Genomic DNA, 26,308 nt, shown 5'->3' with positions numbered 1-26,308 from the left:
TGCAGGATCGTCCGGGAGAGGCCGGTCAGCCTTCCTCGGTGAAGGCTTCCTCACGCTTCTTGCGGATGGTCGGCAGCAGCACGACGATCAGGCCGATGGCCGCCATGCCCAGCATGATGGCGCTGATCGGGCGCTCGACGAAGACCATCGGGTCGCCGCGCGACAGCACCATGGCGCGCCGCAGGTATTCCTCCATCATCGGGCCGAGAATGAAGCCGAGCAGCAGCGGCGCCGGTTCGCAATCCAGCTTGGACAGCACATACCCGAGCAGGCCGAACAGGGCCATCAGGTAGACGTCGAAATCGGAGTTGTTCAGCGAGAACACACCGATGGCGCAGAACACCAGAATTGCCGGATAGAGCAGATGGTAGGGCACGGTGAGCATGCGGACCCACAGACCGATCATCGGCAGGTTCAGCACCACCAGGAAGAAGTTGCCGATCCACATCGAAACGATGATGCCCCAGAACAGCGCCGGCTGTTCGGTCATCACCTGCGGGCCGGGCTGGATGCCCTGGATGATCATGGCACCGATCATCAGCGCCATCACCGGATTGGACGGAATGCCAAGCGTCAGCATCGGAATAAACGAGGTCTGCGCGCCGGCGTTGTTCGCCGATTCCGGCGCGGCCACGCCTTCGATGGCGCCCTTGCCGAAATTCTTCGAATTCTTCGAGACCTTCTTTTCCAGCGAGTAGGCCGCAAACGATGCCAGCATGGCGCCGCCGCCCGGCAGAATGCCGAGCGCCGAGCCGAGCGCCGTGCCACGCAGCACCGGCGGGATGATGGTCTTGATATCCGCCCAGGTCGGCAGCAGGCCGGTGATCTTCTTGGTGAAGACGTCGCGCGATTCTTCGCTCTCGAGATTGCGGATAATCTCGCCCAGGCCGAACATGCCCATGGCGACGATCACGAAGTTGATGCCGTCGGCCAGTTCCGGGACATCGAAGGTGAAGCGCGGCGTGCCCGAGGTCACATCGGTGCCGACCAGGCCGAGCAGCAGGCCGAGCAAGATCATCGCGATCGCCTTGATCAGCGACCCATGCGCCAGCACAACCGACGCCACCAGACCCATCACCATCAGCGAAAAGTATTCGGCCGGGCCGAATTTCAACGCGATCTCGGCCAGCGGCGGCGCGAACACCGCCAGCAGGAAGGTCGCCACCGTACCGGCGAAGAACGAGCCGAGCGCAGCCGTCGAGAGCGCAAGACCGGCCCTGCCCTGCCGCGCCATCTGATAGCCATCCAGCGCCGTCACCACCGAGGATGACTCACCCGGCAGGTTGATCAGGATGGCTGTGGTGGAACCACCATACTGGGCGCCGTAATAGATGCCTGCGAGCATGATCAGCGCCGAAACCGGCGGCAGGCCGAAGGTCACCGGCAGCAGCATGGCGATGGTCGCCGTCGGCCCAAGGCCCGGCAACACGCCGATCAGCGTACCGACAAACACACCGCCGAGGCAGTACAACAGATTGAGCGGCGTCATCGAAACTTCGATGCCGATCATCAGGTTGGAAAGCAGTTCCATGACTTAACTCCTCAACCGCCAAGCCACGGCCCGCGGACCGGCATCGGCAGCCCCAGGGCATAGACGAAAACAATGACGCAGAACACGGCCATGCCGATCGCCAGCACCAGGGTCGGCATCCATTTGAAACGCTGGCTGGCGAAAGCACTGACGGCGACCAGGATCGCGGTGGCGACGGGAACGCCGGCATTGCGGACCAACACCGCGAACAGCAGCGTGGAAACAATGACCAGCAGCAGGCCCTTGAAGGTGAAGCCGCGCGGCGGCTCTTCAGAAACGGCGATGCCGCGCACACCGATCACAATGCCAATGATGACCAGAATGGCCGCCAGCACGATCGGGAAGAATGCCGGTCCCATGCGGCGGGCCGTACCGAAACCGTAATCCCGGGCCAGCCAGATGAAGCCAACGCCAAACAGGATGAACAGTAGGCCGGAATAAAAGTCTTTTGGATTGCGGATAAAGGACATTTTTCCCCCTGCGCCGTATCCCCGGCTGCCCCCCGGCCACCTTGGCCATGGGGCAGACTTTGTACAAGGGGCGCCCGGCCTGCAAAAGGCCGGACGCCCCATCTTTTACGCCAAAGATATACTGCGTTTAGTCAGCGTATTCGCCGGCCGCCTTAATCACCGGCGCCCACTTGGCGATCTCGGCCTTCAGGTACGGACCGAGCGCCGCAGGCGTTGCACGATCCTGTGCCACCGGCTCGGTGCCGAGTTCACGGAAACGCGTCACGACATTGGTGTCCTTCAGCGCGGCCTGGAGAGCCGGCACCAGCTTGTCGATTGCAGCCTTCGGCGTGCCCTTCGGTGCATAGAGGCCGTGCCAGATCGAGACGTCGAAGTCCTTGATGCCCGCCTCGTCCATGGTCGGCAGGTTGGGCAGCGACGGCACGCGGGTCTTGGTGGTGACCGCATAGGCCTTGATCTTCTCGCCCTTGATCTGGCCGGTGGTGTTGGTGGTCTGGTCGCACATCAGGTCGATCTGGCCGCCCAGCAGGTCGTTCATGGCCGGGCCGGTGCCCTTGTAGGCAACGGTGGTCATCTGGGTCTTGATGGCGCTCATGAACATCAGGCCGCAGAGATGCGAGGCCGCGCCGATACCGGCATTGCCGTAGGACACCTTGTCCTTGTTCTGCTGCACGTAGGCGATGAGTTCCTTCATATCCTTCGGCGGCAGGTCCTTCTTCGCCACCAGGGTCATCGGCACGTCGGTGATCAGGCCGATCGGCTCGAAGTCGGTGATGGTGTCGTAGGGCAGCTTGCGATACAGCGAGGCGCTGGTCGCGTGGCCGATATGATGCAGCAGCAGCGTGTAGCCATCGGGTGCGGCGCGGGCAACGCGACCGGCGCCCAGCGTGCCGCCGGCGCCGCCAACGTTCTCGATGATGACCTGCTGCTTCAGCGTCGTGCCCATCGACTGGGCCACAAGACGGGCGACCGTATCAGTCGGGCCACCGGCAGCGAACGGCACCACGATGGTGATCGGCTTGGACGGATAGTCCTGCGCCTGAGCAGCGGTGCCCAGAAGCAGCAGGCTGCCAGCGAGCAGCGAAAGAGCCTTTTTCATATCGTCTCCCTGTTTAACAATTCCACGGAACCTGTACGGGACCGGTCGAATAGCCGTTGTATAAAGCATAACTTGGCCGCGCCCTCCAAGCAAAACCCATGGAGGAATTTCGCTTGTGCAGTGCAGCAATGCCGCCGTTTAAGGCAGATCAGTCCTCGGTGATGAGGTTGAGGCCGAGCAGCAGGGCCCGCACCTCCTGACGCGCCGCCGCCTGCGCCATATTGATGCCGCCGGCGCCGCCCGAAAGGCTGGTGCGATCGAGGTCCATCAGTGTCAGGCCGCTGAGGAAAAGTTCGCGGAAAATCACGCGTTCCGACAGGCCCGGCAAAAACCGGAAGCCGATGCGCTTTTCCAGCGCTTCCAGCACATGACCGACATTGCGCTTGTTGCGCGCGTCCAGATGCGAGAGGCGATTGCGGATCACAACCCAGTCAACACTCTGGCGGTCGCGCGCCAGCCGCTGCTTGCGCTGCTCCCAAACCATGACGGCATAACGACTGGGCTTTATCACCTTCAGCGTGTCCGGATCGATTGTGGCCAGCAGATCGATGTCGATGAAGCTGTCATTCACCGGCGTGATCAGCAGATCGGCATGGGAATGACCGATACGGGCCAGGTTGGTATCGCTGCCGGGACAGTCGACCAGGATGAAATCGTGACGGGTGGAAAGACCGGCGACGGCCTCGGCGAAACGCGCCGCTTCCTCGGCCTCGGCTGCCGGACGATGCGGCTGGTCGCTTTCGGTGATCACCACATGCTCGGGCATCGCCAGGCGCAGGTTATGTTTGGCGATAAAAGCCTGCCGGTTTTCCAGATAGCGGGTCAGCGTGCGCTGCTTGCCGTCCAGATCGATGGCGGCGACACGGCCGCCCTCGGTCAGCAGCGCGATCAGGATATGCATCGAGGTGGTCGACTTGCCCGAGCCGCCCTTCTCGTTGCCGACGACAATGATGCGTGCCCGCTGTTGAGCGGTCATGGCGAACTCCGGATACAGATCCTGTTGAAACTATAGCAGCCCGAGCGCGCGCAACTCGGCCAGAAGCTCGGGGGGCATTTCGGCAGCGCCCTTGCCAGCCTTGGAGACGTCCGGCGGTGCGTCTTCGTCTTCCAGATAGCGCCAGCCCTGGTGCGGGCGGCGCGGCTGCGGCAGCACCGGGATCAGCTCGGTCTTCATCACGATGCCGCAATGAGGCCCCTTGTTTTCCAGCACCGCCTCTTCCAGCCGCACGATGGGGCAGCGCACGGCGATATAGCCCTTGACGATCCAGTAGAGCGAGCCGCCGGCCAGCACCTCTTCGGCGCGCTTGGGCATATGCCGCGTGTAATGGGTGAAGGTCTTGCCGGCCTTCCTGCGCATTTTCATGCGTTCCTGGAAGTGATCCATGCTGTCGATGCCGACGGCAATCTTCAGCAGATGAACCGGAACGATGGACGTCTTCGGAGCAGGCTTCTTCACAGGCATTTGGATTTCAGCGCCCTTGCCACGCTGGAGACCGGCGGACGGCCAAGACGGTCGGAAATCCACCAGGCCGTCTGCACCAGTTTCTTCAGGTCGACGCCGGTCTCGATCCCCATGCCGTCCAGCATATAGACCACATCCTCGGTGGCGACATTGCCGGTGGCGCCCGGCGCATAGGGGCAACCGCCCAGGCCGGCGACAGAAGCATCATGCCGTGCGATGCCGCATTCGAGCGCGGCGAGCGTATTAGCCAGGGCCTGGCCATAGGTATCGTGAAAATGCGCGCCGATGGTTTCGAGCGGCACCAGCTTCGCGCAGGCCTCGATCATCGCCTTGACCTTGCCCGGCGTGCCAACACCGATGGTATCGCCCAGGGCAATATCGTCGCAGCCGAGATCGTAGAGCTGCTTGGTTACTTTCGCCGTCTGCTCGGGCGCGATGGCGCCTTCAAAGGGGCAGCCGACCACGACCGAAACAAAGCCGCGCAGCTTCACGCCATCGCGCCGGGCCGCTTCCGCCACCGGGCGCAGGCGTTCGATGCTCTCGTCGATGGTGCAGTTGATATTCTTCTTGGAGAAACTCTCGCTGGCGGCAACGAAAATGCCCACGGCTTCGGCGCCGGCGGCGCGCGCACCTTCGTAGCCCTTCATATTCGGCGTCAGAACCTGATAGGTCACGCCGGCCCGGCGCTTCAGCTGCGCCATCACCGCTTCATGGTCACCCATCTGCGGCACCCATTTCGGCGAGACGAAGCTGGTGGCTTCCACGTGTTTCAGGCCGCAATCGACCAGACGGTCGATCAGCTCCACTTTCACGTCGGTGGATACCACGCCGGGTTCGTTCTGCAGGCCGTCGCGCGGTCCGGCTTCCCACAGGGTGATCCTGGACGGCATGCCCATGATCAGGCCTCGGCTTCCAGATTGAGCAACACAGCGCCCTCGCTGACCTGGTCGCCAGCGCGGAAGTTCACCTTGGCGACAATGCCGCGCGCCGGCGCGCTGATGGTGTGTTCCATCTTCATGGCCTCCAGGATCATCAGCGGCTGGCCCTTCTCGACCTTCGCGCCCTCTTCCACCAGCACCGTCACCACCTTGCCCGGCATCGGTGCGGTGAGATGGCCGCTGCCGCCCTCGTCCAGATCGCTGACCGCCCGCGGATCGACCACCGTCAGACGATGGGTCTCGCCCGGCAGCATCACCACCAGCTCGTCACCCTGGGCATCCTTGCGGCGCACGATGCCCGCACGCAGGCGGCGACCATCGACCACGGCATCCAGGCCGCCATCGCCATCCAAGCTGCCCTGCACGGTCACATGGCCGCCCGGACCGTTCACCCGCAGGGCGCCGCCATCGAGATATTCAATCCGGCAACTGACATCGGTATCGCGTTCGCGGATCACCAGTTCATCCCAGCCCTGGTCGTTCAGGCGCCAGCCGCTGACCTGCGCCCAGGGCGACCAGCGGTCGCCGCTCGACAGGGCCTGCCGCTCGACGGACGCACGCCGCTCCAGGGTGACAGCCAATGCGGCCAGCGCCAGCACCGTGAGCGAGGCCGGCTCCGGCGTCGGGATCAGGTCGGCGCGGAATCGCTCGATGAAGCCGGTGTCCAGGTCGCCGGCAATGAAAGCCTCATGACCAGCCAGCGCGATCAGAAAGGCGGTGTTGGTCCGCACGCCGGCGATCTGGTATTCGGCCAGCGCCTGCTTCATGCGGCGCAAGGCCGACTTGCGGTCCGTGTCCCAGACGATCAGCTTGGCGATCATCGGATCGTAATAGGGCGTGACCGCATCGCCCTCGCGCACGCCGGTATCGACACGCACATGGGCATTCTCGGCTGGCGCCCGCAGGCGATGCAGCGTGCCGACCGAGGGCAGGAAATTCTTCTGCGGGTCTTCCGCGTAGATACGCGCTTCCACGGCGTGGCCGTTGATCGAGAGCTGGTCCTGCGCCAACGGCAGGGTGCCGCCGGCCGCGACATCGAGCTGCCAGGCCACCAGATCCTGCCCGGTGATCATCTCGGTCACCGGATGCTCGACCTGAAGCCGCGTGTTCATCTCCATGAAATAGAAGCGGTCAGGCCGAAGTCCATCGGAGACATCGGCGATGAACTCCACCGTGCCGGCGCCGACATAGCCGATGGCCTTGGCGGCAGCCACCGCAGCATCGCCCATCGCCTTGCGCATGGCCGGCGGCATGTCGGGCGCCGGCGCTTCCTCCAGCACCTTCTGGTGGCGACGCTGCACCGAACAGTCGCGCTCGAACAGATGCACGGCATTGCCATGGCTGTCGGCAAAGACCTGGATTTCGATATGGCGCGGCTTCACCAGATACTTTTCCAGCAGCACCTTGTCGTCGCCGAAGGCATTGGCGCCCTCGCGCTGCGCACCGGCCAGAGCAGTCGCGAACTCCTTGGCGGAATCGACACGACGCATGCCCTTGCCGCCGCCGCCGGCTACGGCTTTGATCAGCACCGGATAGCCGATGCGATCCGCTTCTTTCGCCAGAAGATCGGGGGCTTGGTCGTCGCCGTGATAACCCGGCACCACCGGAACCTTGGCCTTTTCCATCAGCGCTTTTGCCGCGCCCTTCAGGCCCATGGCCTCGATGGCGGAAGCCGGCGGCCCGATGAAGACGATATCGGCGGCCTTGCAGGCCTTGGCGAAGGCGGCATTCTCGGACAGGAAACCGTAGCCCGGATGGATCGCCTGCGCGCCGGTCAGTTTGGCGGCGGCAATGATCCGCTCGGGCAGCAGGTAGCTTTCGCGTACTGCCGCACCGCCGATATGCACGGCCTCATCAGCCATGGCGACATGGCGCGCCTGCGCATCGGCGTCGGAATAGACAGCCACCGTGGCAATGCCGAGCTTTTTTGCCGTGCGGATGACACGGCAGGCGATTTCACCGCGATTGGCGATCAGGATCTTGCGGAACACGGTCTGACGCTCCCCTTACTTCGCCCAGTTCGGCTTGCGCTTGTCGAAGAAGGCTGTCAGGCCCTCCTGCCCTTCCGGACTGGCGCGGCGGTCAGCGATATTCTGCGCCGTGAACTGCATCAGTTCATCATCGACACGTACATGAGCAACACGACCGATCAGCAGCTTGCTGTCACGGATCGCGCCCGGCGCACCCTGCAGCAGGGCCGCAATATAGTCTTCGCCACGCGCAGCCAGCGCTGCCTCGTCAGCAACAACCTCATGCACCAGGCCGATGCGGCAGGCATCCTCGGCGCTGAACCGTTCGGCGGTCAGGAAATAGCGGCGCGCCTGGCGCGGGCCGATGGCGGCCACCACATAGGGCGAGATCGTCGCCGGCGTGAGGCCGAGCCGCACTTCGGTCAGCGCGAATTTCGCATCCGCCGTCGAGACCACCATATCGGCAGCCGAGGCAAGGCCTGTGCCGCCGGCCATGCAGTTTCCGTGTACGAGGGCGAGCGTTGCCTGCGGCAGGTCGTTCAGCTTTTTCAGCATGCGCGCCATGTTCATGGTGCTGGCGCGGTTCTGTTCCGGCGTCGCCTGACCCGACTTGCGCATCCAGTCGAGGTCGCCACCGGCCGAGAAACTCTTGCCCGCGCCTTTCAGCACCACCACGCGCACATCGGTATGGCCGGCGACCTGGTCCCAGATCGCGGTCAGGCGCAGCACCACATCGTCATTGAAGGCGTTGTGGATCTGCGGCCGGTTCAGGGTCACCGTGGCGACGCCGCGGCTGTCGATATCAAGCAGGACGAGTTCGTCAGACATGGTGCATCTCACATCCGGAACACGCCGAACTTCGTCGGCTCGGGCGGCGCGTTATGGGCCGTGCTGAGGCCGAGTGCCAGAACCGTGCGGGTATCGGCCGGATCGATGATGCCATCGTCCCACAGGCGGGCCGAGGCGTAATACGGATGACCCTGGCGGTCATATTGGGCGCGGATCGGGTTCTTGAAGGCCTCTTCCTCGTCCTTCGACCAGGTGCCGCCGCCGGCCTCGATGCCGTCGCGCTTCACGGTGGCCAGCACGCTGGCCGCCTGCTCGCCGCCCATCACCGAGATACGGGCATTCGGCCACATGAACAGCAGCCGCGGACTGTAGGCGCGGCCGCACATGCCGTAATTGCCGGCGCCGTAGGAGCCGCCGATGATGACGGTGAATTTCGGCACGCTGGCGCAGGACACGGCCGTGACCAGCTTGGCGCCATCCTTGGCGATACCGCCGGATTCGTATTTCTTGCCGACCATGAAGCCGGTGATGTTCTGCAGAAACACCAGCGGGATGTTGCGCTGGCAGCACAGCTCGATGAAATGCGCGCCTTTCAGCGAGCTTTCCGAGAACAGGATGCCGTTGTTGGCGATGATGCCGACCGGATAGCCATGGATGCGGGCGAAACCGCAGACCAGCGTGGCGCCGTACAGCTTCTTGAACTCGTCGAATTCGGAATCATCCACGATCCGCGCGATGATCTCGCGCACATCGAAGGGAATACGGCCGTCTTTCGGAATCACGCCGTATAGCTCGGAGACGTCATAGCGTGGCGGCAAAGGTGCACGCACATCGCCGGATACCTGCTTCACGCTGTTGAGATTGCCGACGATGCGACGCGCCAGCCCCAGCGCATGATTGTCGTTCATGGCGTAATGGTCGCTGACGCCCGAGGTGCGCGCATGGACATCGGCGCCGCCGAGGTCTTCGGCCGACACCACCTCGCCGGTCGCCGCCTTCACCAGCGGCGGGCCGGCCAGGAAGATGGTGCCCTGGTTCTTCACGATGATCGATTCATCCGACATGGCCGGCATATAGGCGCCGCCCGCGGTGCAGGAGCCCATGACCACGGCGATCTGCGGAATGCCGGCCGCCGACATATTGGCCTGATTGTAGAAGATGCGGCCGAAATGCTCCTTGTCGGGAAACACCTCGTCCCAGGTCGGCAGGTTGGCACCACCGGAATCAACCATGTAGATGCAGGGCAAACGATTCTGCATGGCGATTTCCTGCGCCCGCAGATGCTTCTTCACCGTCATCGGGAAGTATGTGCCGCCCTTCACGGTGGCATCGTTGCAGATGATGACGCATTCGCGCCCGGCCACCCGGCCGATGCCGGTGATCACGCCGGCCGCATGGATATCACCACCATACATGTCATAGGCGGCGAACTGGCTGAGTTCGAGGAAGGGCGTGCCGGGATCGAGCAGCGTGCGCACGCGGTCGCGCGGCAGCAGCTTTCCGCGTGACAGATGCTTCTCGCGGGCCTTGTCGCCGCCGCCCTGCTTGATCAGGCGGACCTTGGCTTTCAGATCGTCGACCAGCGCCTGCATCTGCGCCGCGTTGTCGCGGAAGGCCGCCGAACGGGTATCGAGTTGGCTGGTAAGAGCGCTCATGGCAGGGCTTCTGCTTCTCGTTCTCGGGCTGTGGTTGTTCCGACCATGCCAGCGCCCCCGATAGCCTGCAAGGGGTGCGGCGGGAAAAGGATGCAGCCCGTGCGGCAAGCTGCTAATTTCGCCTTATCTATTGGCAACATCGATAAAAACTATGGAGGAACCATGGCCGGCAAAGGCTTCGATCTCAGCGGCAAGGTGGCACTGGTCACCGGTGGCAACGGCGGCATCGGCCTGGGCATGGCCGAGGGTCTGGCGCAGGCCGGCTGCGACCTGGTGATCTGGGGCGGCAACCCGTCCAAGAATGCCGCGGCCGAAACCAAACTGAAGGCCCATGGCCATCGCGTGCTGGTGCAGAAGGTGGATGTGTCGGATGAGGCGCAGGTCGAGGCCGCTTTCACCGAAGCCCTGAAGCAGATGGGTCGCGTGGATGGCTGTTTCGCCAATGCCGGTGTCAGCCAGGCGCGCGCCGCCTTCCATGAACTGGCGACGGCGGAATGGCGCCGGGTGCTCTCGGTCAATCTCGATGGCGCCTTCTTCACGCTGCGCGCCGCCGCAAAACATATGGTCGAGCGCAGCAAGGCCGGCGACAAGGCCGGTGGTCGCCTCGTCGGCATGGCCAGCACGGCCGGCGTGCATGGCGCGGCGCGGAATCAATCCTATGCCGCCAGCAAGGGCGCCATGCTGTCGATGATTCGCGCCCTGGCTGTCGAGATGGCGCGCTACGGCATCACCGCCAATTCCATCCTGCCCGGCTGGATCGAGACCGAGATGACGGCGGCCGGCGTCGCCGATCCAAAATTCAGCGGCAACGTGCTGCCGCGCATCCCGGTGCGGCGCTGGGGACAGGGTTCGGATTTCAGCGGCATCGCCACCTACCTGATGAGCGATACCAGCAGCTATCACACCGGCGACAGCTTCGTGATCGACGGCGCCTACACCATCTTCTGACGGGCGGCTTCCCGGGCCGCCTTCATGCCCAGCCACTGCATGCGGACCACGCCGGCGAGGATCAGTATCCCGCCGGCGATCTGCTGCAGGGTGATGGCGCTGCCGAAAAACAGCGCCGAGACCAGCACGGCAAAGACCGGCGCCAGACTGGTATAGAGTGTCGCCACCGGTACGCCGACATGGCTGACGCCGTAATTCCAGAACAGGATCGCCAGGCCGGCGCCGCCAATGCCGACCCAGGCCAGCATGCCGAGTGCTGCAGCAGACGGCACCTCCGACGGCAACCGCGCCGGCGTGATCATCGCCAATACCACGAACAGGCCGCAGATCAGCAGGCCGCCGGCCAGCGAGGTCAGGCAGGTGATGCGCATGTTGCTCCAGCCCAGCGGCGCGAGCCAGGCCTGCACCTTCAGGGAATACAGGCTCCAGCTCGCCATGGCGCCCACCAGCATGATTTCGCCCAGCAGGCTGAACTCGCCGGGGCCGCCGGCCTTTGGGCGCACGGCATCCAGCGCCACCAGCGCCGCGCCGATCACGGCACAGATCGCCGCCGGCCAGAACCCGCGCGCCAGCGGGGCGCGCAGCATCAGCTTGGTCATCAGCGCTGCCACCAGCGGGCCGCAGCTCATGGCAATGGCCGCCCGCACCGGCTCGGACAGCATGATGCCCACCGTGTAGAAGATGGAGAAACAGGCCATGATGACGCCCAGCTTCGCCACCACCGGCCAGGGCACCGGCGCACGGAAGGGCGAGGCCCGATCGAATACCAGCACCATGCCGATCAGCAACGGCGCCGGAATCAGGTAGCGGATCGCCGACATGAAAAACGGATCGATATGCCGGGTCGCCAGCACATGCGTCATCGGGATCATGGCGCCCCAGAGCAGCGCCGTAACGATGAGACCGGTGACGGCCAGCGCGCCGCCGGCAGGTTTGACGCTCATTTGCGCTTGCTGAGCCAGCGGTCGATATGATCGATGCGGTCGGCCCCCCAGAACATCTCGTCATCGACAATGAAGGTGGGCGTGCCGAAGGCCTTGGCCTCGCTGGCCTCGGCGGTGGCATCCAGCACCGCCTGCCGGGCTGCGGCATCTTCGGCCGCCGCGGCGATCTCGGATTCCGGAACGCCCGCCACATGCACCACGGTCTTGAGATGCTCCGGCCGCGCGATGTCCTTGCCCTCGCCCCAGTATTGCCGGAACGCCGCCTTGGCCACCGCCACCGCCTTGGCCGGATTGCGCTCCTTCAGCCGGTAGAACAGCAGGCGCGGCAGCTTGACGTCGGTGGGAAACGGATCGGGCGTGGAGACGATGGGCAGGCCGGCGAGTTTGGCCGAGCGCGTCCAGTCGTGCATCATATGCTCCATCTTCACCTGCGGGATCGGCGCGCGATCCGGGATCGCCTTCCACAGATGGCCGATGGAGACGGCGCGCCAGTCGACGCTGCGGTTGTGCTTCTTCGCCACCGCCTCGATCTGGTTGGCGCCGATATAGGCGTAGGGCGAGGTGAAGTCCCAGTAGAAGATGATCGGGTTGGCCATGGCAGCGTTCCTCTCGGTTTTTATGTTTTATGTTACCAACCGCCGCGCTGCAGCCAGCGGTCGACCTGGTCCAGGCGGTCGGCGCCCCAGAAGGGCTCGCCGTCGACAATGGTGAAAGGCGAACCGAAGACGCCGCGATGCTGGATCGCATCCTCGGTCACGGCGCGCAGCTTGTCCTTGATCGGCTGGCTTTCGATGCCGGCCATGAAGGCCTTGCGGTCGACGCCAAGCCCGGCGGCGATATCGCCCACCGCGTCCGGCGCGGAAATGTCGACGCCATCGACGAAATAGGCCTTGTAGGCCGCCTTGATGAAGGCGACCGCCTTGTCGGGCTGTTCCTGCTGCAGCCAGTAGACGCCGCGTCCGGCGGCCTGGGTCGCCACCGGGAATTTCGGCGGCATGTTGAACTGGATGCCATGTTCGCGCGCGCTGCGCTTGAAGTCATGGGTCGAGTATTTGCCCTTCATCGGATACTGCGTCAGCGGCTGCGTGCCTTCGGACTTGAACACGGCGCCGAGCAGCATCGGATGCCAGTTGACGCTGCGGCCATGCTTCGCCGCGATCTCATCGATACGCTGGGCGCCGATATAGCCGTAGGGCGAGCCGAAATCGAAATAGAAATCCAGTGCAGCCGCCATGCTGCATCCTCCGTCTTTTTTTGTTTAGTCGAAACCAAAAGCACGGCGGAAGCCGCGCAGGATCGGATGCTCCTCGGGTTCCAGCTCAATGCCGATCGAGGTGATGCGGTCGTTGCGGATCTCGCGCACCACCAGCTCCACCGGGCCGAGACGGATACGGTCGCCGACCACGGGACGATGGCGCAGACGACGGCGGACAAAGGCGCCGGCCGGCTCCTTACGGTCCTTCTCGTCGACGGCAATGCCATAGATCACCGACAGCTCGCCCATCAGCGTATCACCGGCCAGCACGAATTCGCCGAACACCTCTTCGCCGCGTTCGCGCTTGCGCTTGGCCTTGTCCTGCTTGCGCGCGGTGAACAGCCGGTCGAGCGCGAAGAACTGCTCCGGCGGCGCCAGCATCAGCAGGTAGTCGCCGGGCTCGATATTTTCCAGCTTGGTACGGTCCATCACCGTGCCATCGCGGATCACCGAGATGATACGGCAGCGTCGCGGCAGCGGCAGCTCGGGGAAACGGTAGCCCAGCGCCGGCGCATCGGCCTCGATGCGATAGCTGGCGATATCGCGATCCAGGGTCGAGCCGAGGTCGATATCGGCAGTACGGGCCGCGGCTTCGGGCTTCGGCGGCAGTTCCAGACCGAACAGCCGGGCAACCGGTGCAATCGTCCAGCCCTGCAGGGTCAGCGAGGCGAGCACACAGACAAAGGCGGCGGTGACATAAAGTTCGGAATTGGGCAGCTTGGCCAGTACCGGGATGGTGGCCAGAAAAATCGGCACCGCGCCGCGCAGGCCGACCCAGGAGATGAAGCCGATTTCACGCATGGTGTAGCGGAACGGCAGCAGGCAGAGCATGACCGCCACGGGACGCGCCACCAGCATCAGCACACCGGCGATGATGCCGCCGCCCACGGCATAGGGCGTCATCTCCTCGGGCGTCATCAGCAGCCCGAGCAGCAGGAACATCACGATCTGTCCAAGCCAGCTCAAGCCGTCATAGAAGCGCAGGATCACCTGCGCGCCGCGATGGCGCCGGTTGCCCAGCACCAGGCCGGCGACATAGACGGCGACGTAACCCGAGGCCTGCACGTAATGCGCGCCCGAGAAGATCAGCAGCGCGCCGGCCATGGCCACGATGGGATAGAGGCCGCCAGCCACCGCCACGCGGTTGAACAGGCCGACCAGCAAAAAGCCGCCGAGGATACCGACCACCAGGCCGCCCGCCATCTGTACCGTGAACAGGCCGAGCAGATTCAGCGTGTCGGGCACCTTGCCCAGCCGCAGCATCTCGACCATCACCAGCGTCAGGAAGATCGCCATCGGATCGTTGATGCCGGATTCGACTTCCAGGGTGCCGCTGACGCGTTTTTGCAGCGCCAGCCCCTTCATGTTGAGCAGGAAGAACACGGCGGCCGCATCGGTGGAGCCGACGATGGCGCCGACCAGGCAGGCTTCCAGCGGCTTCAGGCCGAAGGCGAAATGCGCCGCCACGCCGACCAGCGCCGCCGTCACCAGCACCCCGATGGTGGCGAGCACGAAGGCCGGGCCGATCACCAGCCGCACCGTGGAGAAATGCGTGCGCAGCCCGCCGTCGAACAGGATGATGCCGAGCGCCGCCGAGCCGACGGCATAGGTGAGCTGGTAGTCGCGGAAGACGATGCCGCCCGGCCCGCTTTCGCCGGCAAACAGGCCAAGCCCGAGGAAGACCAGCAGGAAGGGCACGCCGAAGCGGCTGGAGGCCGAGCCGGCAAAGATGCTGACCAGGACCAACAGAGATGCGATGAAAAGGATCTCGTTGGCCTGGTTCAATACCGCTCCTTACAGGGCCCTTGCGGGCGTTTGAGTCTAGCTTCCGGTGAGAGCGCGGCTGATCACCAGCCGCTGCACATCGCTGGTGCCTTCGTAGATCTGACAGACGCGCACGTCCCGGTAGATGCGCTCGACCGGGAAATCGGCGAGATAGCCGTAGCCGCCGTGAATCTGGATGGCATCCGAGCATACGCGCTCGGCCATTTCAGAAGCAAACAGTTTGGCCATGCTGGCTTCTTTCAGGCAGGGCGCGCCGGCATCCTTCAGCCGCGCCGCATTCAGCACCAGCTGCCGCGCCGCCTCGATGCGGGTCGCCATATCGGCCAGCCGGAAGGCCACGGCCTGATGGTTGATGATCGCGGTTCCGAAGGCCTGGCGCTGGCCGGCATAGTCGCGCGCCGCCTCGAAAGCCGCCCGGGCCATGCCGGTGGCCTGGGCGGCAATGCCGATCCGGCCTGATTCGAGGTTGGCGAGTGCAATGCGGTAGCCCTCGCCCTCGGCGCCCAGCAGGGCGTCAGCCCCCACTTTCAGGTCCTCGAAGACAATCTGGCAGGTATCCGAGCATTTCTGGCCCAGCTTCTGTTCCACACTCGCTACGGTGTAGCCCGGCGTGTCGGTGGGCACGACGAAGCAGGACATACCGCGCTTGCCCTGGTCCGGATCGGTGACGGCAAAGACCAGGGCCACCCTGGCGATCGAGCCCGAGGTGATGAACTGCTTCACGCCATTGATCACCCAGCCGTCACCATCGCGCCGCGCCCGGGTCTTGAGCGCAGAAGCGTCCGAACCGGCCTGCGGCTCGGTCAGGCAGAAGGCGCCGATCCACTCGCCGCGCGCCAGCGGCTTGAGGAAGCGTTCCTTCTGCTCAGGGCTGCCATAGCGCAACAGTGCCGCACAAACCGGCGAATTGTTGACAGACATGATGGTGCTGATCGCGCCATCGGCGGCGGCAATCTCTTCCAGTGCCAGCACATAGGATACGAAATCGGCGCCGGCGCCATCCCACTGCTCGGGAACACCCATGCCCAGCAGGCCAAGCCCGCCCATCTCGAGCAGCAGATCCACCGGCGGTTCGGCGCTGCGGTCGCGCGCAGCGGCCCCGGGCAGCAGCTTGTCGCGGGCGAAATCCTGCGCCATGGCGCGGATCATCTGCTGGTCTTGCGTCAGCATCGGCTTGGTCCTCGGCGTCAGATGCGCTTGCGGGCGGTAACCTCGATCTCAAGCTTCATCTTGGGATCGATCAACTGGCAGACCAGGGCGGTGGCCGCCGGCCGCGCTTTGGCGAAGTATTTGCCGCAGACGGGTGCGATCAGTGGAAAATAGCTGGCGTCGGTCAGGTAGTAATGCACCCGCACCACGTCATCCAGCGTGGCATCGGCCTGTTTCAGGGCGGCGATGATGTTCTGGAAAATCTGTTCGGCCTGCGCGGTCACATCGTCGCTGATGGTCATGGCGCTGTAATCGTAGCCGGTGGTGCCCGAGACATGGACCCAGTCGCCATCCACCACAGCCCGGGAATAGCCCATGGCCTTCTCGAAGGGAGACCCGGTGGAGATCAGGCGGCGGTCGTTCATCAGGTCGGTTCCTAGTTTTTCCGTGGGGTGAGCGAGAGACCGCCGGCATAGGCCAGCACCTGTTGCGGCGTCAGCGGCTGGCCGGCAGCGGCGCAGTAGACGCCATCGAGCCGCAGACTGCCCTCGGCCAGCGGCTCTTCCTTCGCGGCTGCTGTCTTGCCTGACGCTGCGGCCTGGGCCTGCGGCTGGGCGTAGAAGCCAAGCGCCACACATTGCCGCGTGCCCAGATCGAAACGCCGGGTCAGCAACGGGCGGGTCGGGGTCGCCATTTTCACATCCTTCGGTTCGCTGGCCTGCGGCTTCGGCGCCTCCAGCCCCTTCAGAACCGTGGTGGCGAATTTTATCAGGTCGACCGGGCCGCTCAGGTAATGGTCTTCCTCACTGAGGTCGCGCAGCACCGCGATGGCGAAACTGCCGGCCGGCTTCTGCGCCTTCCACAGATAGCGGTCGATGCGATAACCCAGCGGCGAGGTGAAGGCTTCGGCCATCTGCGGCGCGGCCGTCAGGCCCTCGGCCTCCCAGCGCACCCGCTGGTCAGCCGCCTTCACATGCTCCCAGCGCGCACCAGAATCTCCAGCCGCCGCCGAGGCGGCAGACAGCAGGATAACGGCGGCAAGGCTGCGGGATACGACCTTCACTTGGTCTCCTCGAAGATTTCACGCCCGATCAGCATGCGCCGGATTTCCGAGGTGCCGGCGCCGATCTCGTAGAGCTTGGCGTCGCGCAGCAGGCGGCCGGTGGCATAATCGTTGATATAGCCGTTGCCGCCGAGAATCTGGATGGCATCCAGCGCCAGCTTGGTCGCCTTCTCGGCCGCGAACAGGATCGCGCCGGCGGCATCCTTGCGCGTGGTCTGGCCACGATCGCAGGCTTTCGCCACCGTGTAGACATAGGCGCGCGAGGCATTCATCTCGGTATACATATCGGCGACCTTGCCCTGAATGAGCTGGAAGGTGCCGATCGACTGGCCGAACTGCTTGCGCTCATGGATATAGGGCAGCACCACGTCCATTGCCGCCTGCATGATCCCCAGCGGACCGGCGGCCAGCACGGCGCGCTCGTAATCCAGGCCACTCATCAGCACGTTGACGCCCTTGCCGACCTGATTGAGCACGTTCTCTTCCGGCACTTCGCAATCCTGGAAGACCAACTCGCCGGTATCCGAGCCGCGCATGCCCAGCTTGTCGAGCTTCTGCGCCGTCGAGAATCCCTTGAAGCCCTTCTCCACCAGAAACGCCGTGATGCCGCGCGGACCGGCGGCGGGATCGGTCTTGGCATAGACCACCAGCACATCGGCGGTCGGGCCATTGGTGATCCACATCTTGTTGCCGTTGAGGATATAACGGTCGCCCTTCTTGTCGGCGCGCAGCTTCATCGACACGACATCGGAGCCGGCATTGGGCTCGCTCATGGCAAGCGCGCCCAGGTGTTCGCCGGAAATCAGCTTGGGCAGGTAGCGCTTCTTCTGCTCCGGGCTGCCGTTGCGACTGATCTGGTTGACGCAGAGATTGGAATGGGCGCCATAGGATAGGCCCACCGAGGCCGAGCCGCGGCTGACCTCTTCCATCGCCACGCAATGCTCCAGATAGCCGAGGCCGGCGCCGCCGTATTCTTCCTCGGCGGTGATGCCATGCAGGCCCAGATCGCCCAGCTTGGTCCACAGGTCGCGCGGAAATTCGTTGGTCTTGTCGATGGCATCGGCGCGCGGCGCCAGCTCGTTATCGACAAAGCCACGCACGGACTGGCGCAGCATATCGGCGGTCTCACCGAGCCCGAAATCGAGCGTCGGATAGCTGTTGGAGATCATGATTATACCCTTCTCGGACGAGACTTCTGAATCGGGTGACGGGACTGTAGCGGATTGCGGCTCAGGATGCAGCCGTGCGGGGCCCATCTGGACGCCCCATAATGCACATCAGCGTCGATAGCCCGGTGGCGCAGTGCACTATCTTGCCGGATTTCTCGGCAAACACATCGAAGCCCGTAATGGTCAGGGTGCGACCATGACGGGTGACCTGCCCGCGTGCCACAAGGCGGTTGCCATCGGCCGGTGCCATGATGTTGATCTTGTATTCCACCGTCAGCACCGTGGCATCGGCCGGAAACAGGCTGAAGGCGGCATACCCTGCAGCGGAATCGGCAATCATGCCGACAATGCCGCCATGCACGAAGCCGTGCTGCTGTGTCAGGTCCGGCTTGCGCACCATCTCGATTTCGCAGAAACCGGGCGTCACGGCAGCGATCGACGCGCCGATCAGATGCATCGCCGGCTGGCGGTTGAAACTGTCGCGCACGCGGGATTCGTAATCCTCGACCTGCGGCTTGAACTGGGGCTGTGAAAACTGGGTCACGCGGCGGCGTCCTTCGGTTCGGGAGGCTGCAGATCGAATGCGGCAACAATACGGTCGATGAAGACCGGCGGAAATGGCCGCGAGCGGCGCTGCTGCAGATCGATGCAGACGCCGGTCAGCCGCGCCGCCATCGCCTGGCGTTCGTCGCCGATGCGGATCAGCCGGTGACGGAACACGATCTTGCGTTCGCCGATGCTCTCCACCGTGCTTTCCATCCGCACCATATCGCCGCCGCGCAGCTCGGCCTGATAATCCACCTCGGCCCTGACGGCGGCGACACCGGCATGCTCCGTCATCATCTGGTCGCGGCCCCAGCCATGAAGGGCGCCCATGGCGAAGGCGGCATCGCCCAGCCAGCCCATGTAGAAACTGACATTCACATGACCCAGATGGTCGCACTGCCAGGCCAGGGTCATCAGGCGCAGGGTTTCGATATAGCGGTCGGCCATAGCCGGGCCTCGTTCAGGGTTTCCTCTGGCTCCCCTGATACCCCGCAAATCGGAATAGAGAAAATCGATTGTATTTATAGTTCGGATAGTTTTTCTCTATCCGGCATGAACCTGACCCAGATCCGTTACTTCATGGCCGTGGCCGAGACCGGCAGCTTCACCCGGGGTGCCGAGCGCGCCAACGTGACCCAGCCGACCCTCTCGGCCGGGATCAAGCGTCTGGAGGAATCGCTGGGCGCCAGCCTGTTCGACCGCGCCCGCGCCGCCCAGCTCACCCCGGCCGGGGCCCGCTTTCTGCCGCGCGCGCGCCTGCTGCTGCAGGAATGGACCGCCGCACGCCGCGAACTGCGCCAGGAAGGCCGGCCGGCGAAACTGCGGCTGCGGCTGGGTTATATTCCCGGCCTGCCGCAGCAGCGCCTGACCGCCCTGCTCGGCAGCTTCGTTGCCGCCCATCCCGATATCGCGCTGGAGACCCTGGAAGCGCCAGCGGCCACGCTGAGCAAGCGCTCCGACATGGGCCGCATCGATGCGGCGATCCTGCCGCTGACCGACGACCGCGACGACCGCAGCCTGACCCTGTTCCGCCAGCGCTACCTGCTGGCCGTGCCGCTGCATCATGCCCTGGCCCATCGCGCCAGCGTGCGGGTTGCCGACCTGCAGGACCAACCCTTCGTGATCCGCCCGCAGGCCGAGATCATGCCGGCTGCCGAAAAGCTGTTCGACACGCTGAATGTACGGCCGCGCATCATCGGCCGCGCCGAAAGCGATGCCGGCCTGCTGGCGCTGGTGGAAGCCGGCCTCGGAGTTGCGATCCTGCCGCACTGGCTGGCGAGCGACGGCATCGCCACGCTCAGCCTGCCAGAGCTGCGCGATGCCCATCGCATCGGCCTGGTCTGGCGCGACGACAGCGACGCGGCGCTGCAGCAGTTGCGGGAGTTCGCCAGCGGCCATGACTGGGATGCCGCCGCGCGGCACCCCGTCATCGGGCATTAGACTTTGGCGGCTGCCGCGTCGGCGTGATCCTGGGCATCAACCACGGCGACCGCGCTCATGTTGACCAGGCCGCGCACGGTGACATTGCGCGACACGATATGCGCCGACTTCGCCGCCCCCATCAGGATCGGGCCGACATAGAAGCCCTGCTCCATCTGGCGCACCAGGTTGGACGAGATATTGGCGGCATCGAGATTGGGCATCACCAGCAGATTGGCGCTGCCCTTCAGGCTGTTGTCGGGCATCAGCTTCTCGCGGATCGCTTCCGAGACGGCGGCATCGGCCTTCATCTCGCCCTCGATCTCCACATCCGGCATCAGCTGATGCAGGCGGCGGGTCGCCTCGCGCATCTTCAGCGCCGTGGGCGACGACGACGTGCCGAAATTGGAATGCGACAGCAGCGCGATCTTCGGTACCACGCCGAAGCGGCGCACTTCATCGGCCGCAAGCTGCGTGATCGCCACGACCTCGTCCGCCGTAGGATCGAGGCTGACATTGGTATCGGTGATGAACAGCATGCCATGGGGCAATACGAGGAGCTGCATGGCCGCCGGCACCAGCACGCCCGAGCGCAGGCCGATCACATCGACAATATGCGGCAGATGCTGGTCATACTGGCCCACGGCGCCGCAGATCATCGCATCGGCCTCACCGCGCTGCACGGCCATCGCCGCGATCACGGTGGTGTTGGTACGGATCACGGTGCGGGCATCGTCGGGTGCCACGCCCTTGCGCTTCATCAGCGTCAGGTAACCGGTCCAGTATTCGTGATAGCGGTCGTCGCGCTCCGGGTCGATCAGCTCGACGGTCTCGCCGATCTTCAGGCGCAGGCCGAGCTTCTCGATGCGGCGTTCGACCACGGCGCGGCGGCCGATCAGGATCGGCTGCGCCACCTTGTCGTCCAGCACGATCTGGGCGGCGCGCAGCACGCGCTCGTCCTCGCCCTCGGCATAGATCAGGCGCAGCGGGCGGCGCTTGGCGCGCTCGAAAGTCGGCCGCATGACAAAGCCGGTGCGGTAGACGAACCGCTCCAGGCTTTCGCGATAGGCCTTCATGTCGGTGATCGGGCGCGTCGCCACGCCGCTGTCCATCGCCGCCTGCGCCACCGCCGGCGCGATCTGCAGGATCAGGCGCGGATCGAAGGGCTTGGGGATGAAGTATTCCGGGCCGAAGCTGAGCGCCTCGTCATTGCCATAGGCGCGCGCCACGACGTCGGAGATTTCCGCCATGGCCAGATCGGCGATGGCGCGGACGGCAGCCAGTTCCATCTCCGTGTTGATCGTGGTGGCGCCGACATCCAGCGCGCCGCGGAACAGGAAGGGGAAACAGAGGACGTTGTTGACCTGGTTCGGGTAATCCGAGCGCCCGGTGGCGATGATCGCATCCGGGCGTACCTTCTTGGCCTCTTCCGGCAGGATTTCCGGCGACGGATTGGCCAGCGCCAGGATGAGCGGCTGCGGCCCCATCTTCTCGACCATCTCCGGCTTCAGCACATTGGCGGCCGAAAGACCGAGGAAGACATCGGCGCCGACGATGGCGTCACCCAGGGTGCGGTGGTTGGTCGGGCGGGCATAGCGCGCCTTGAACTCGTCCATCTGCTCGGTGCGGCCCTCATAGACCACGCCGACGATATCGCTGACGACGATGTTTTCCGACTTCACGCCCAGCGCCACGAGAAGGTCCAGGCAGGCCAGCGCGGCGGCGCCGGCGCCGCTTGCGACCAGGCGCACGTCCTCGATCTTCTTGCCGACCACACGCAGGCCGTTCAGCACGGCGGCCGCCACCGTGATGGCAGTGCCATGCTGGTCGTCGTGGAAGACCGGGATCTTCATCTTCTGGCGCAGCGCGCGCTCGACCACGAAGCATTCCGGCGACTTGATGTCTTCCAGGTTGATGCCGCCGAAGGTGGGCTCCAGCGACGCGATGATGGCGATCAGCTTCTCCGGGTCGGTCTCGTTGATCTCGATATCGAAGACGTCGATGCCGGCGAACTTCTTGAACAGCACCGCCTTGCCTTCCATGACGGGCTTGGAGGCGAGCGGGCCGATATTGCCCAGGCCCAGCACGGCGGTGCCGTTGGAGATCACGCCGATCAGGTTGCCGCGGGCGGTCAGCTCGGCGGCCTGGCCGGGATCCTCGACAATGGCGTTGCAGGCGGCGGCAACGCCGGGGCTGTAGGCCAGCGCCAGGTCGCGCTGGGTGCCGAGCGGCTTGGTGGGGGTAATTTCCAGCTTACCGGGCTTGGGCAGCCGGTGATATTCCAGCGCCGCGCGGTCGAGGTCGGATTTCATCAAATCACTCGTTGGATCAACGATAGGGGCAGCCGGTCAGGCTGATTGCCGCCGGGGCAATCAGGCTTACAACAGCCGCATCACGGATGAAAGTGGGACAGGACGTCGCCGGCTGGGAATATGCCCCTGAGGTGGGGTCAATCGAATGGTGCGGTCGAAAAGACTCGAACTTTCACGGCCTTTCGGCCACAGCCACCTCAAGGCTGCGCGTCTACCAATTCCGCCACGACCGCATTTTCGGGCGACGCGGGGGAATAGCAAATCCCGCCGGGGTATTCAAGGCCGCGCCAGAAGTTAATGGCCGATCAGTCGTCAGACCCAATCTTGCTTAGTCGTCAGACATCGTGTCGGTGATCGACACGGCAACCTTTTCGCCGGAAATGACGATTTCGCCACGGGCGATCAGCTTGTTGTTGGCGAAGATCCAGGCATGGTCGTCGACGCTGGCATCCAGCTCGATCACGGCGCCACGGCCGACCTTCAGCACCTGGTGGATCGGCATGGTCGCCTTGCCCAGCACCACCGAGATCTCGACCGAGACGTCATTGACTGCCGTATTCACCGCCACGGGGTACCTTCCTTCCGGCCACTACAGCCGCTAAGTAACGCATCTTAGGTTAGCACAGAGTTAAGCTCATGTCCGTTCTCCCGCCGCCTTTGAGCCTGATCGACACCCCCGCCGGCCCGGTCGAATGGGCGATCAGCGACGGTCCGGTGCCCTATGAGGCCGCCCTGGCCGCCATGGAGGAGCGCGTCGCCGCCATCCGTGCCGGCACGGCGCCGGAGCTGGTCTGGCTCCTGGAGCATCCGCCGCTCTATACCGCCGGGACTTCGGCCAAAGCCGCCGACCTGCTCGACCCGCGCTTCCCGGTGCATTCCACAGGCCGCGGCGGGCAATACACCTATCATGGCCCCGGCCAGCGTGTGGTTTACCTGATGCTGGACCTCAACCGCCGGGGCAAGGACGTGCGCGCCTTCGTCTGCCGGATGGAGGACTGGGTGATCGCCACGCTCGCCCGCTTCAACGTCAAGGGCGAAATCCGTCCCGGCCGGGTGGGCGTCTGGGTCGACCGTTCGGCCGAGCAGGGTCCGGGCCGGGAGGACAAGATCGCCGCCATCGGCGTGCGGGTCCGGCACTGGGTCACCTTCCACGGCCTGAGCCTGAATGTCGACCCGGCGCTGGAGCACTACCAGGGCATCATCGCCTGCGGCATCCAGAACACGGCGGCCGAACCCTTCGGCGTCACCTCGCTGGTCGACCTGGGCCTGACCGCCGCCCTGCCCGATGTGGATCTGGCCCTGCGCGACACCCTGGAAACTGCCCTGCTGGATCGCCTGGGCGCAATCTGCGCTACCTGATTAAGTAAATATAATAAAATACTGAACAGTATTATTTATTCCGGCGTTCATGAGCGCGGCGCTGCTGTCGGCTCATGCCTTCGGTCGAGATCACTTTCGGTGCCTCTGAAGCGGCCTTTGACTTCACGAACAGGACGTAAACCGCCGTGAAGATGACCACCACCCCGAAGCCGACCCACTGGTTCTGCGTCACCCACCAGGCGAGGCCGCCAAAGCCGAGCGATCCGGCATAGCAGATCGCCCAATCCTTCAGGCCCATAACCAGTTTTCTTTTCTCTGCCATAATCTTACCGGTACTATATTATTAAGAATGCGAACTTGAGCCCGTACAAGTCGGGTTTGTGTTGTAGCATCCCGCCGCACGCCTGTCCCCGCTTGGGGATGCTTCGCCAGGCTTCCCTCTGGCTTCCCTGATCTTCGTTCCGCTTCGATCTGCTTCCTTTGGCTTCGCTGTCGTTCGCTCGGCTTCGTTTGCCTTCCCTTGACCTTCGTTTCGCTTCGTTTGCATTCGTTTCTGCTTAGACGGATATCAGCCCCGGCGGGTTGCAATCACAGGAACATATAGCGTACGCTTTAGCGGCTTCAAGGCCTCCCGCTCACGGGTCTTGACCTTTCCGGCAGACCGCTTTACGTTATTCGTCGAATAACGAATAGAGTGTCATGTCAACCAAATCCGAGACCATTGCCAAGATCGACGACGCCTGCTGCACGGATGGCGCGGTGGAGGCTGTGGTGCTGGCCGAACCGCTGCGGGCCGAGGACGAGGAACTGGCGCTGCTGGCGAAGGCGATCGGCCATCCGGTCCGCGTGCTGATCCTGCGCAACCTGCTGCGGATCGGCGCCTGCTATTTCGGCCGACTGGCCGACCTGCTGCCCGTCGCCCCCTCCACCGCCTCCCAGCATCTGACCATCCTGAAAGACGTTGGGCTGGTGAAAGGCGAGATCGAGGGCGAGCGTCCCTGCTACTGCGTCGATATCGAGAAGCTCCGCCGCGTGCAGCAGCTGATCGGAAACCTGTAAAAAATTTGCCCTGATATTCGTATTTCGACGAATGACGAAGGAACGCCGATGAACGCCACGACACAGATCCACCGCCCCGCCCTGCCGGTCATTGTCATCGGTGCTGGTCCTGTCGGCTTGGCGGCGGCCGCCCATCTTCTGGCGCGCGACATCCCGGTGACGCTGCTCGAAGCCGGCGAGACCGTGGCCACCAATGTGCAACGCTGGGGTCATGTCCAGCTTTTCTCGCCCTGGTCCTACAACATCGACAAGGCCGCCCGCGCCCTGCTGGAAAAAACCGGCTGGCAGGCGCCGAAGCGCAGCGCGCATCCGACGGGTGCGGAACTGTACGAGCAATACCTGAAGCCGCTGGCCGCCACGCCGGAGATCGCCAGAATCCTGGAGCGCAATGCCCGCGTCACCGGCGTCAGCCGGCTCGGCTTCGACAAGATGAAATCAGCCGGACGGGACAGCGCACCCTTCTCGGTTATCGTGCGCGGTCAGGACGGCAGCGAACGAGAACTGCTGGGCGCCGCCGTCATTGACACCTCCGGAACCTGGACGCAGCCCAACCCGCTGGGGACCAATGGCCTGCCGGTGCCGGGCGAGACGGCCGCGGGCGATGCCATCGCCTATGGCGTGCCGGATGTCGCCGGTGCGCAGGCCAGCCACTATGCCGGCAAGCGCGTGCTGGTTCTCGGGGCAGGTCACTCGGCAGCCAATGTGCTGCTCGATCTCGCCCGGCTGAAAGACCGCGCACCGGACACCGCCATTCTCTGGGCCGTGCGCGGCGACAGCCTCGCCCGCCTGTTCGGCGGCGGCGAGAATGACAAGCTGGCCGCCCGCGGCGCCCTCGGGCAGGCGCTGGAACGGCTGGTGCAATCGGGTGGTATCGCGCTGCATATGCAGAGCAGCATCAGCCGGGTCGACGCCGGCAAATCCCTGACGGTCAGCCTGACGCAGCCGAACGGACAGACCGCCGTGCTGGCGGTGGATCGCATCATTGCGGCGACCGGTCAGCGGCCCGACCTGCACATGCTGCGGGAAATCCGCCTCGATCTCGATCCCGCCACCGAGAGCCCGCGCGTGCTGGCACCGCTGATCGATCCCAACCTGCATTCCTGCGGCACCGTGCGCCCCCATGGGCATCGCGAACTCGCCCAGCCCGATGCCGGTTTCTATATCGCCGGCATCAAGAGCTATGGCCGCGCGCCGACCTTCCTGCTGGCGACCGGCTATGAGCAGGTGCGCTCCATCGTCGCCGCCATCGCCGGCGACAGGACGGCGGCCGACGATGTGCAGCTCGACCTGCCGGAAACCGGCGTTTGCAGCACCAGCCGACCGGCGGCAGCAGAGACAACAGGTTACAGTACGGCCTCGTCGTCCTGCGGTGCGCCCAAGCCGGCCGTCGTCGCCACGGCCGCCAAGACCTGCTGCTGAAGCCCC

The 26,308-nt window shown here is 64.5% G+C and carries 27 protein-coding genes and 1 tRNA gene; 5 read left to right on the top strand and 23 right to left on the bottom strand.

Annotated features, from left to right (window positions below; translation table 11 throughout):
* Positions 1–25: 25 nt before the first annotated feature.
* The 9 genes from AC1ROT_RS19985 to AC1ROT_RS19945 form a co-directional block, all read right to left on the bottom strand.
* Entirely contained in the window at positions 26–1,531 is a 1,506-nt protein-coding gene (locus AC1ROT_RS19985; protein WP_492970781.1) for a tripartite tricarboxylate transporter permease, read from the bottom strand.
* Between the two features lie 11 nt (positions 1,532–1,542).
* The gene (locus AC1ROT_RS19980) at positions 1,543–2,001 is read right to left on the bottom strand and encodes a tripartite tricarboxylate transporter TctB family protein (RefSeq protein ID WP_492970782.1); all 459 of its coding nucleotides are present in this window, start codon (positions 1,999–2,001) and stop codon (positions 1,543–1,545) included.
* A 127-nt stretch (positions 2,002–2,128) separates the two neighbouring features.
* Positions 2,129–3,100, bottom strand: coding sequence for a tripartite tricarboxylate transporter substrate binding protein BugD (locus AC1ROT_RS19975; protein WP_493001112.1), 972 nt, complete (start codon positions 3,098–3,100; stop codon positions 2,129–2,131).
* Between the two features lie 148 nt (positions 3,101–3,248).
* A complete protein-coding gene (locus tag AC1ROT_RS19970) occupies positions 3,249–4,076 on the bottom strand; it encodes a division plane positioning ATPase MipZ (protein ID WP_492970784.1) in 828 nt (275 codons plus the stop codon).
* A gap of 30 nt (positions 4,077–4,106) precedes the next feature.
* Positions 4,107–4,562, bottom strand: a complete 456-nt coding sequence (locus tag AC1ROT_RS19965; RefSeq protein ID WP_493001110.1) for a DUF1489 family protein — start codon at positions 4,560–4,562, stop codon at positions 4,107–4,109.
* Complete coding sequence (locus AC1ROT_RS19960; RefSeq protein ID WP_493001108.1) at positions 4,553–5,458, bottom strand: hydroxymethylglutaryl-CoA lyase; 906 nt, start codon at positions 5,456–5,458, stop codon at positions 4,553–4,555. Before AC1ROT_RS19960 ends, AC1ROT_RS19965 begins: the two co-directional genes overlap by 10 nt.
* Positions 5,459–5,460: 2 nt before the next feature.
* A complete protein-coding gene (locus AC1ROT_RS19955) occupies positions 5,461–7,491 on the bottom strand; it encodes an acetyl/propionyl/methylcrotonyl-CoA carboxylase subunit alpha (protein WP_493001106.1) in 2,031 nt (676 codons plus the stop codon).
* A 15-nt stretch (positions 7,492–7,506) separates the two neighbouring features.
* Positions 7,507–8,298 (bottom strand): enoyl-CoA hydratase-related protein, encoded by a 792-nt coding sequence (locus tag AC1ROT_RS19950; RefSeq protein ID WP_493001104.1) that lies wholly within the window; start codon positions 8,296–8,298, stop codon positions 7,507–7,509.
* Positions 8,299–8,306: 8 nt separating this feature from the next.
* Positions 8,307–9,914: a carboxyl transferase domain-containing protein gene (locus AC1ROT_RS19945; RefSeq protein ID WP_493001102.1), complete on the bottom strand. Its 1,608-nt coding sequence runs from the start codon at positions 9,912–9,914 to the stop codon at positions 8,307–8,309.
* A 162-nt stretch (positions 9,915–10,076) separates the two neighbouring features.
* On the opposite strand from AC1ROT_RS19945, the gene AC1ROT_RS19940 reads away from it, so the two are divergent.
* The gene (locus AC1ROT_RS19940) at positions 10,077–10,862 is read left to right on the top strand and encodes an SDR family NAD(P)-dependent oxidoreductase (RefSeq protein WP_493001101.1); all 786 of its coding nucleotides are present in this window, start codon (positions 10,077–10,079) and stop codon (positions 10,860–10,862) included.
* Here AC1ROT_RS19940 and AC1ROT_RS19935 read toward each other — a convergent pair.
* The 10 genes from AC1ROT_RS19935 to AC1ROT_RS19890 all read right to left on the bottom strand — a co-directional run bounded on the left by AC1ROT_RS19935 (position 10,847) and on the right by AC1ROT_RS19890 (position 19,220).
* Positions 10,847–11,806: a DMT family transporter gene (locus AC1ROT_RS19935; protein ID WP_492970791.1), complete on the bottom strand. Its 960-nt coding sequence runs from the start codon at positions 11,804–11,806 to the stop codon at positions 10,847–10,849. The two genes, AC1ROT_RS19940 and AC1ROT_RS19935, sit on opposite strands and share 16 nt — an antisense overlap.
* On the bottom strand, positions 11,803–12,402 hold the full coding sequence (locus AC1ROT_RS19930; RefSeq protein ID WP_492970792.1) for a 2-hydroxychromene-2-carboxylate isomerase: 600 nt from the start codon (positions 12,400–12,402) through the stop codon (positions 11,803–11,805). Before AC1ROT_RS19930 ends, AC1ROT_RS19935 begins: the two co-directional genes overlap by 4 nt.
* A 32-nt stretch (positions 12,403–12,434) precedes the next feature.
* A complete protein-coding gene (locus tag AC1ROT_RS19925) occupies positions 12,435–13,040 on the bottom strand; it encodes a 2-hydroxychromene-2-carboxylate isomerase (RefSeq protein ID WP_493001099.1) in 606 nt (201 codons plus the stop codon).
* Between the two features lie 24 nt (positions 13,041–13,064).
* On the bottom strand, positions 13,065–14,846 hold the full coding sequence (locus AC1ROT_RS19920) for a potassium/proton antiporter (protein WP_492970794.1): 1,782 nt from the start codon (positions 14,844–14,846) through the stop codon (positions 13,065–13,067).
* 36 nt (positions 14,847–14,882) lie between these two features.
* Positions 14,883–16,016: an acyl-CoA dehydrogenase family protein gene (locus tag AC1ROT_RS19915; RefSeq protein WP_492970795.1), complete on the bottom strand. Its 1,134-nt coding sequence runs from the start codon at positions 16,014–16,016 to the stop codon at positions 14,883–14,885.
* A gap of 17 nt (positions 16,017–16,033) precedes the next feature.
* Positions 16,034–16,420 carry a RidA family protein gene (locus AC1ROT_RS19910; protein WP_492970796.1) on the bottom strand — a complete coding sequence of 129 codons (387 nt, stop codon included), beginning with the start codon at positions 16,418–16,420 and terminating at the stop codon, positions 16,034–16,036.
* Between the two features lie 11 nt (positions 16,421–16,431).
* The gene (locus AC1ROT_RS19905) at positions 16,432–17,058 is read right to left on the bottom strand and encodes a hypothetical protein (protein WP_493001097.1); all 627 of its coding nucleotides are present in this window, start codon (positions 17,056–17,058) and stop codon (positions 16,432–16,434) included.
* Positions 17,055–18,227 carry an isovaleryl-CoA dehydrogenase gene (locus AC1ROT_RS19900; RefSeq protein ID WP_492970798.1) on the bottom strand — a complete coding sequence of 391 codons (1,173 nt, stop codon included), beginning with the start codon at positions 18,225–18,227 and terminating at the stop codon, positions 17,055–17,057. The genes AC1ROT_RS19905 and AC1ROT_RS19900 overlap by 4 nt, the downstream gene beginning before the upstream one ends.
* A 61-nt stretch (positions 18,228–18,288) precedes the next feature.
* Positions 18,289–18,771, bottom strand: coding sequence for a PaaI family thioesterase (locus AC1ROT_RS19895; RefSeq protein WP_493001096.1), 483 nt, complete (start codon positions 18,769–18,771; stop codon positions 18,289–18,291).
* The gene (locus AC1ROT_RS19890; RefSeq protein ID WP_493001094.1) at positions 18,768–19,220 is read right to left on the bottom strand and encodes an acyl-CoA thioesterase; all 453 of its coding nucleotides are present in this window, start codon (positions 19,218–19,220) and stop codon (positions 18,768–18,770) included. Before AC1ROT_RS19890 ends, AC1ROT_RS19895 begins: the two co-directional genes overlap by 4 nt.
* A gap of 105 nt (positions 19,221–19,325) precedes the next feature.
* On the opposite strand from AC1ROT_RS19890, the gene AC1ROT_RS19885 reads away from it, so the two are divergent.
* On the top strand, positions 19,326–20,213 hold the full coding sequence (locus tag AC1ROT_RS19885) for a LysR family transcriptional regulator (protein WP_493001092.1): 888 nt from the start codon (positions 19,326–19,328) through the stop codon (positions 20,211–20,213).
* Here AC1ROT_RS19885 and AC1ROT_RS19880 read toward each other — a convergent pair.
* From AC1ROT_RS19880 to AC1ROT_RS19870, 3 genes are all read right to left on the bottom strand, one after another.
* Positions 20,210–22,504 carry an NADP-dependent malic enzyme gene (locus tag AC1ROT_RS19880; protein ID WP_492970802.1) on the bottom strand — a complete coding sequence of 765 codons (2,295 nt, stop codon included), beginning with the start codon at positions 22,502–22,504 and terminating at the stop codon, positions 20,210–20,212. The genes AC1ROT_RS19885 and AC1ROT_RS19880 overlap by 4 nt on opposite strands.
* Positions 22,505–22,650: 146 nt before the next feature.
* A tRNA-Leu gene (locus AC1ROT_RS19875) sits at positions 22,651–22,737 on the bottom strand.
* A gap of 95 nt (positions 22,738–22,832) precedes the next feature.
* A complete protein-coding gene (locus tag AC1ROT_RS19870) occupies positions 22,833–23,072 on the bottom strand; it encodes a FliM/FliN family flagellar motor switch protein (protein WP_492970803.1) in 240 nt (79 codons plus the stop codon).
* A gap of 68 nt (positions 23,073–23,140) precedes the next feature.
* Here AC1ROT_RS19870 and lipB point away from each other — a divergent pair, with 68 nt between their 5' ends.
* The gene (gene lipB, locus AC1ROT_RS19865; protein ID WP_493001090.1) at positions 23,141–23,863 is read left to right on the top strand and encodes a lipoyl(octanoyl) transferase LipB; all 723 of its coding nucleotides are present in this window, start codon (positions 23,141–23,143) and stop codon (positions 23,861–23,863) included.
* 31 nt (positions 23,864–23,894) lie between these two features.
* Here the strand turns inward: lipB and AC1ROT_RS19860 are convergent, their stop codons facing one another.
* Positions 23,895–24,122, bottom strand: a complete 228-nt coding sequence (locus tag AC1ROT_RS19860; RefSeq protein WP_493001088.1) for a hypothetical protein — start codon at positions 24,120–24,122, stop codon at positions 23,895–23,897.
* 401 nt (positions 24,123–24,523) lie between these two features.
* Between AC1ROT_RS19860 and AC1ROT_RS19855 the strand changes: the two genes are divergently transcribed.
* Together AC1ROT_RS19855 and AC1ROT_RS19850 are read left to right on the top strand one after the other, a co-directional pair.
* Entirely contained in the window at positions 24,524–24,883 is a 360-nt protein-coding gene (locus AC1ROT_RS19855) for an ArsR/SmtB family transcription factor (protein WP_493001086.1), read from the top strand.
* A gap of 48 nt (positions 24,884–24,931) precedes the next feature.
* Positions 24,932–26,302 carry an FAD-dependent oxidoreductase gene (locus AC1ROT_RS19850; RefSeq protein ID WP_493001085.1) on the top strand — a complete coding sequence of 457 codons (1,371 nt, stop codon included), beginning with the start codon at positions 24,932–24,934 and terminating at the stop codon, positions 26,300–26,302.
* Positions 26,303–26,308 lie beyond the last annotated feature (6 nt).

It is taken from the genome of Ferrovibrio sp. GW821-FHT12E11 (assembly GCF_058806975.1).
This window is presented reverse-complemented; position numbering and strand designations above follow the sequence as displayed.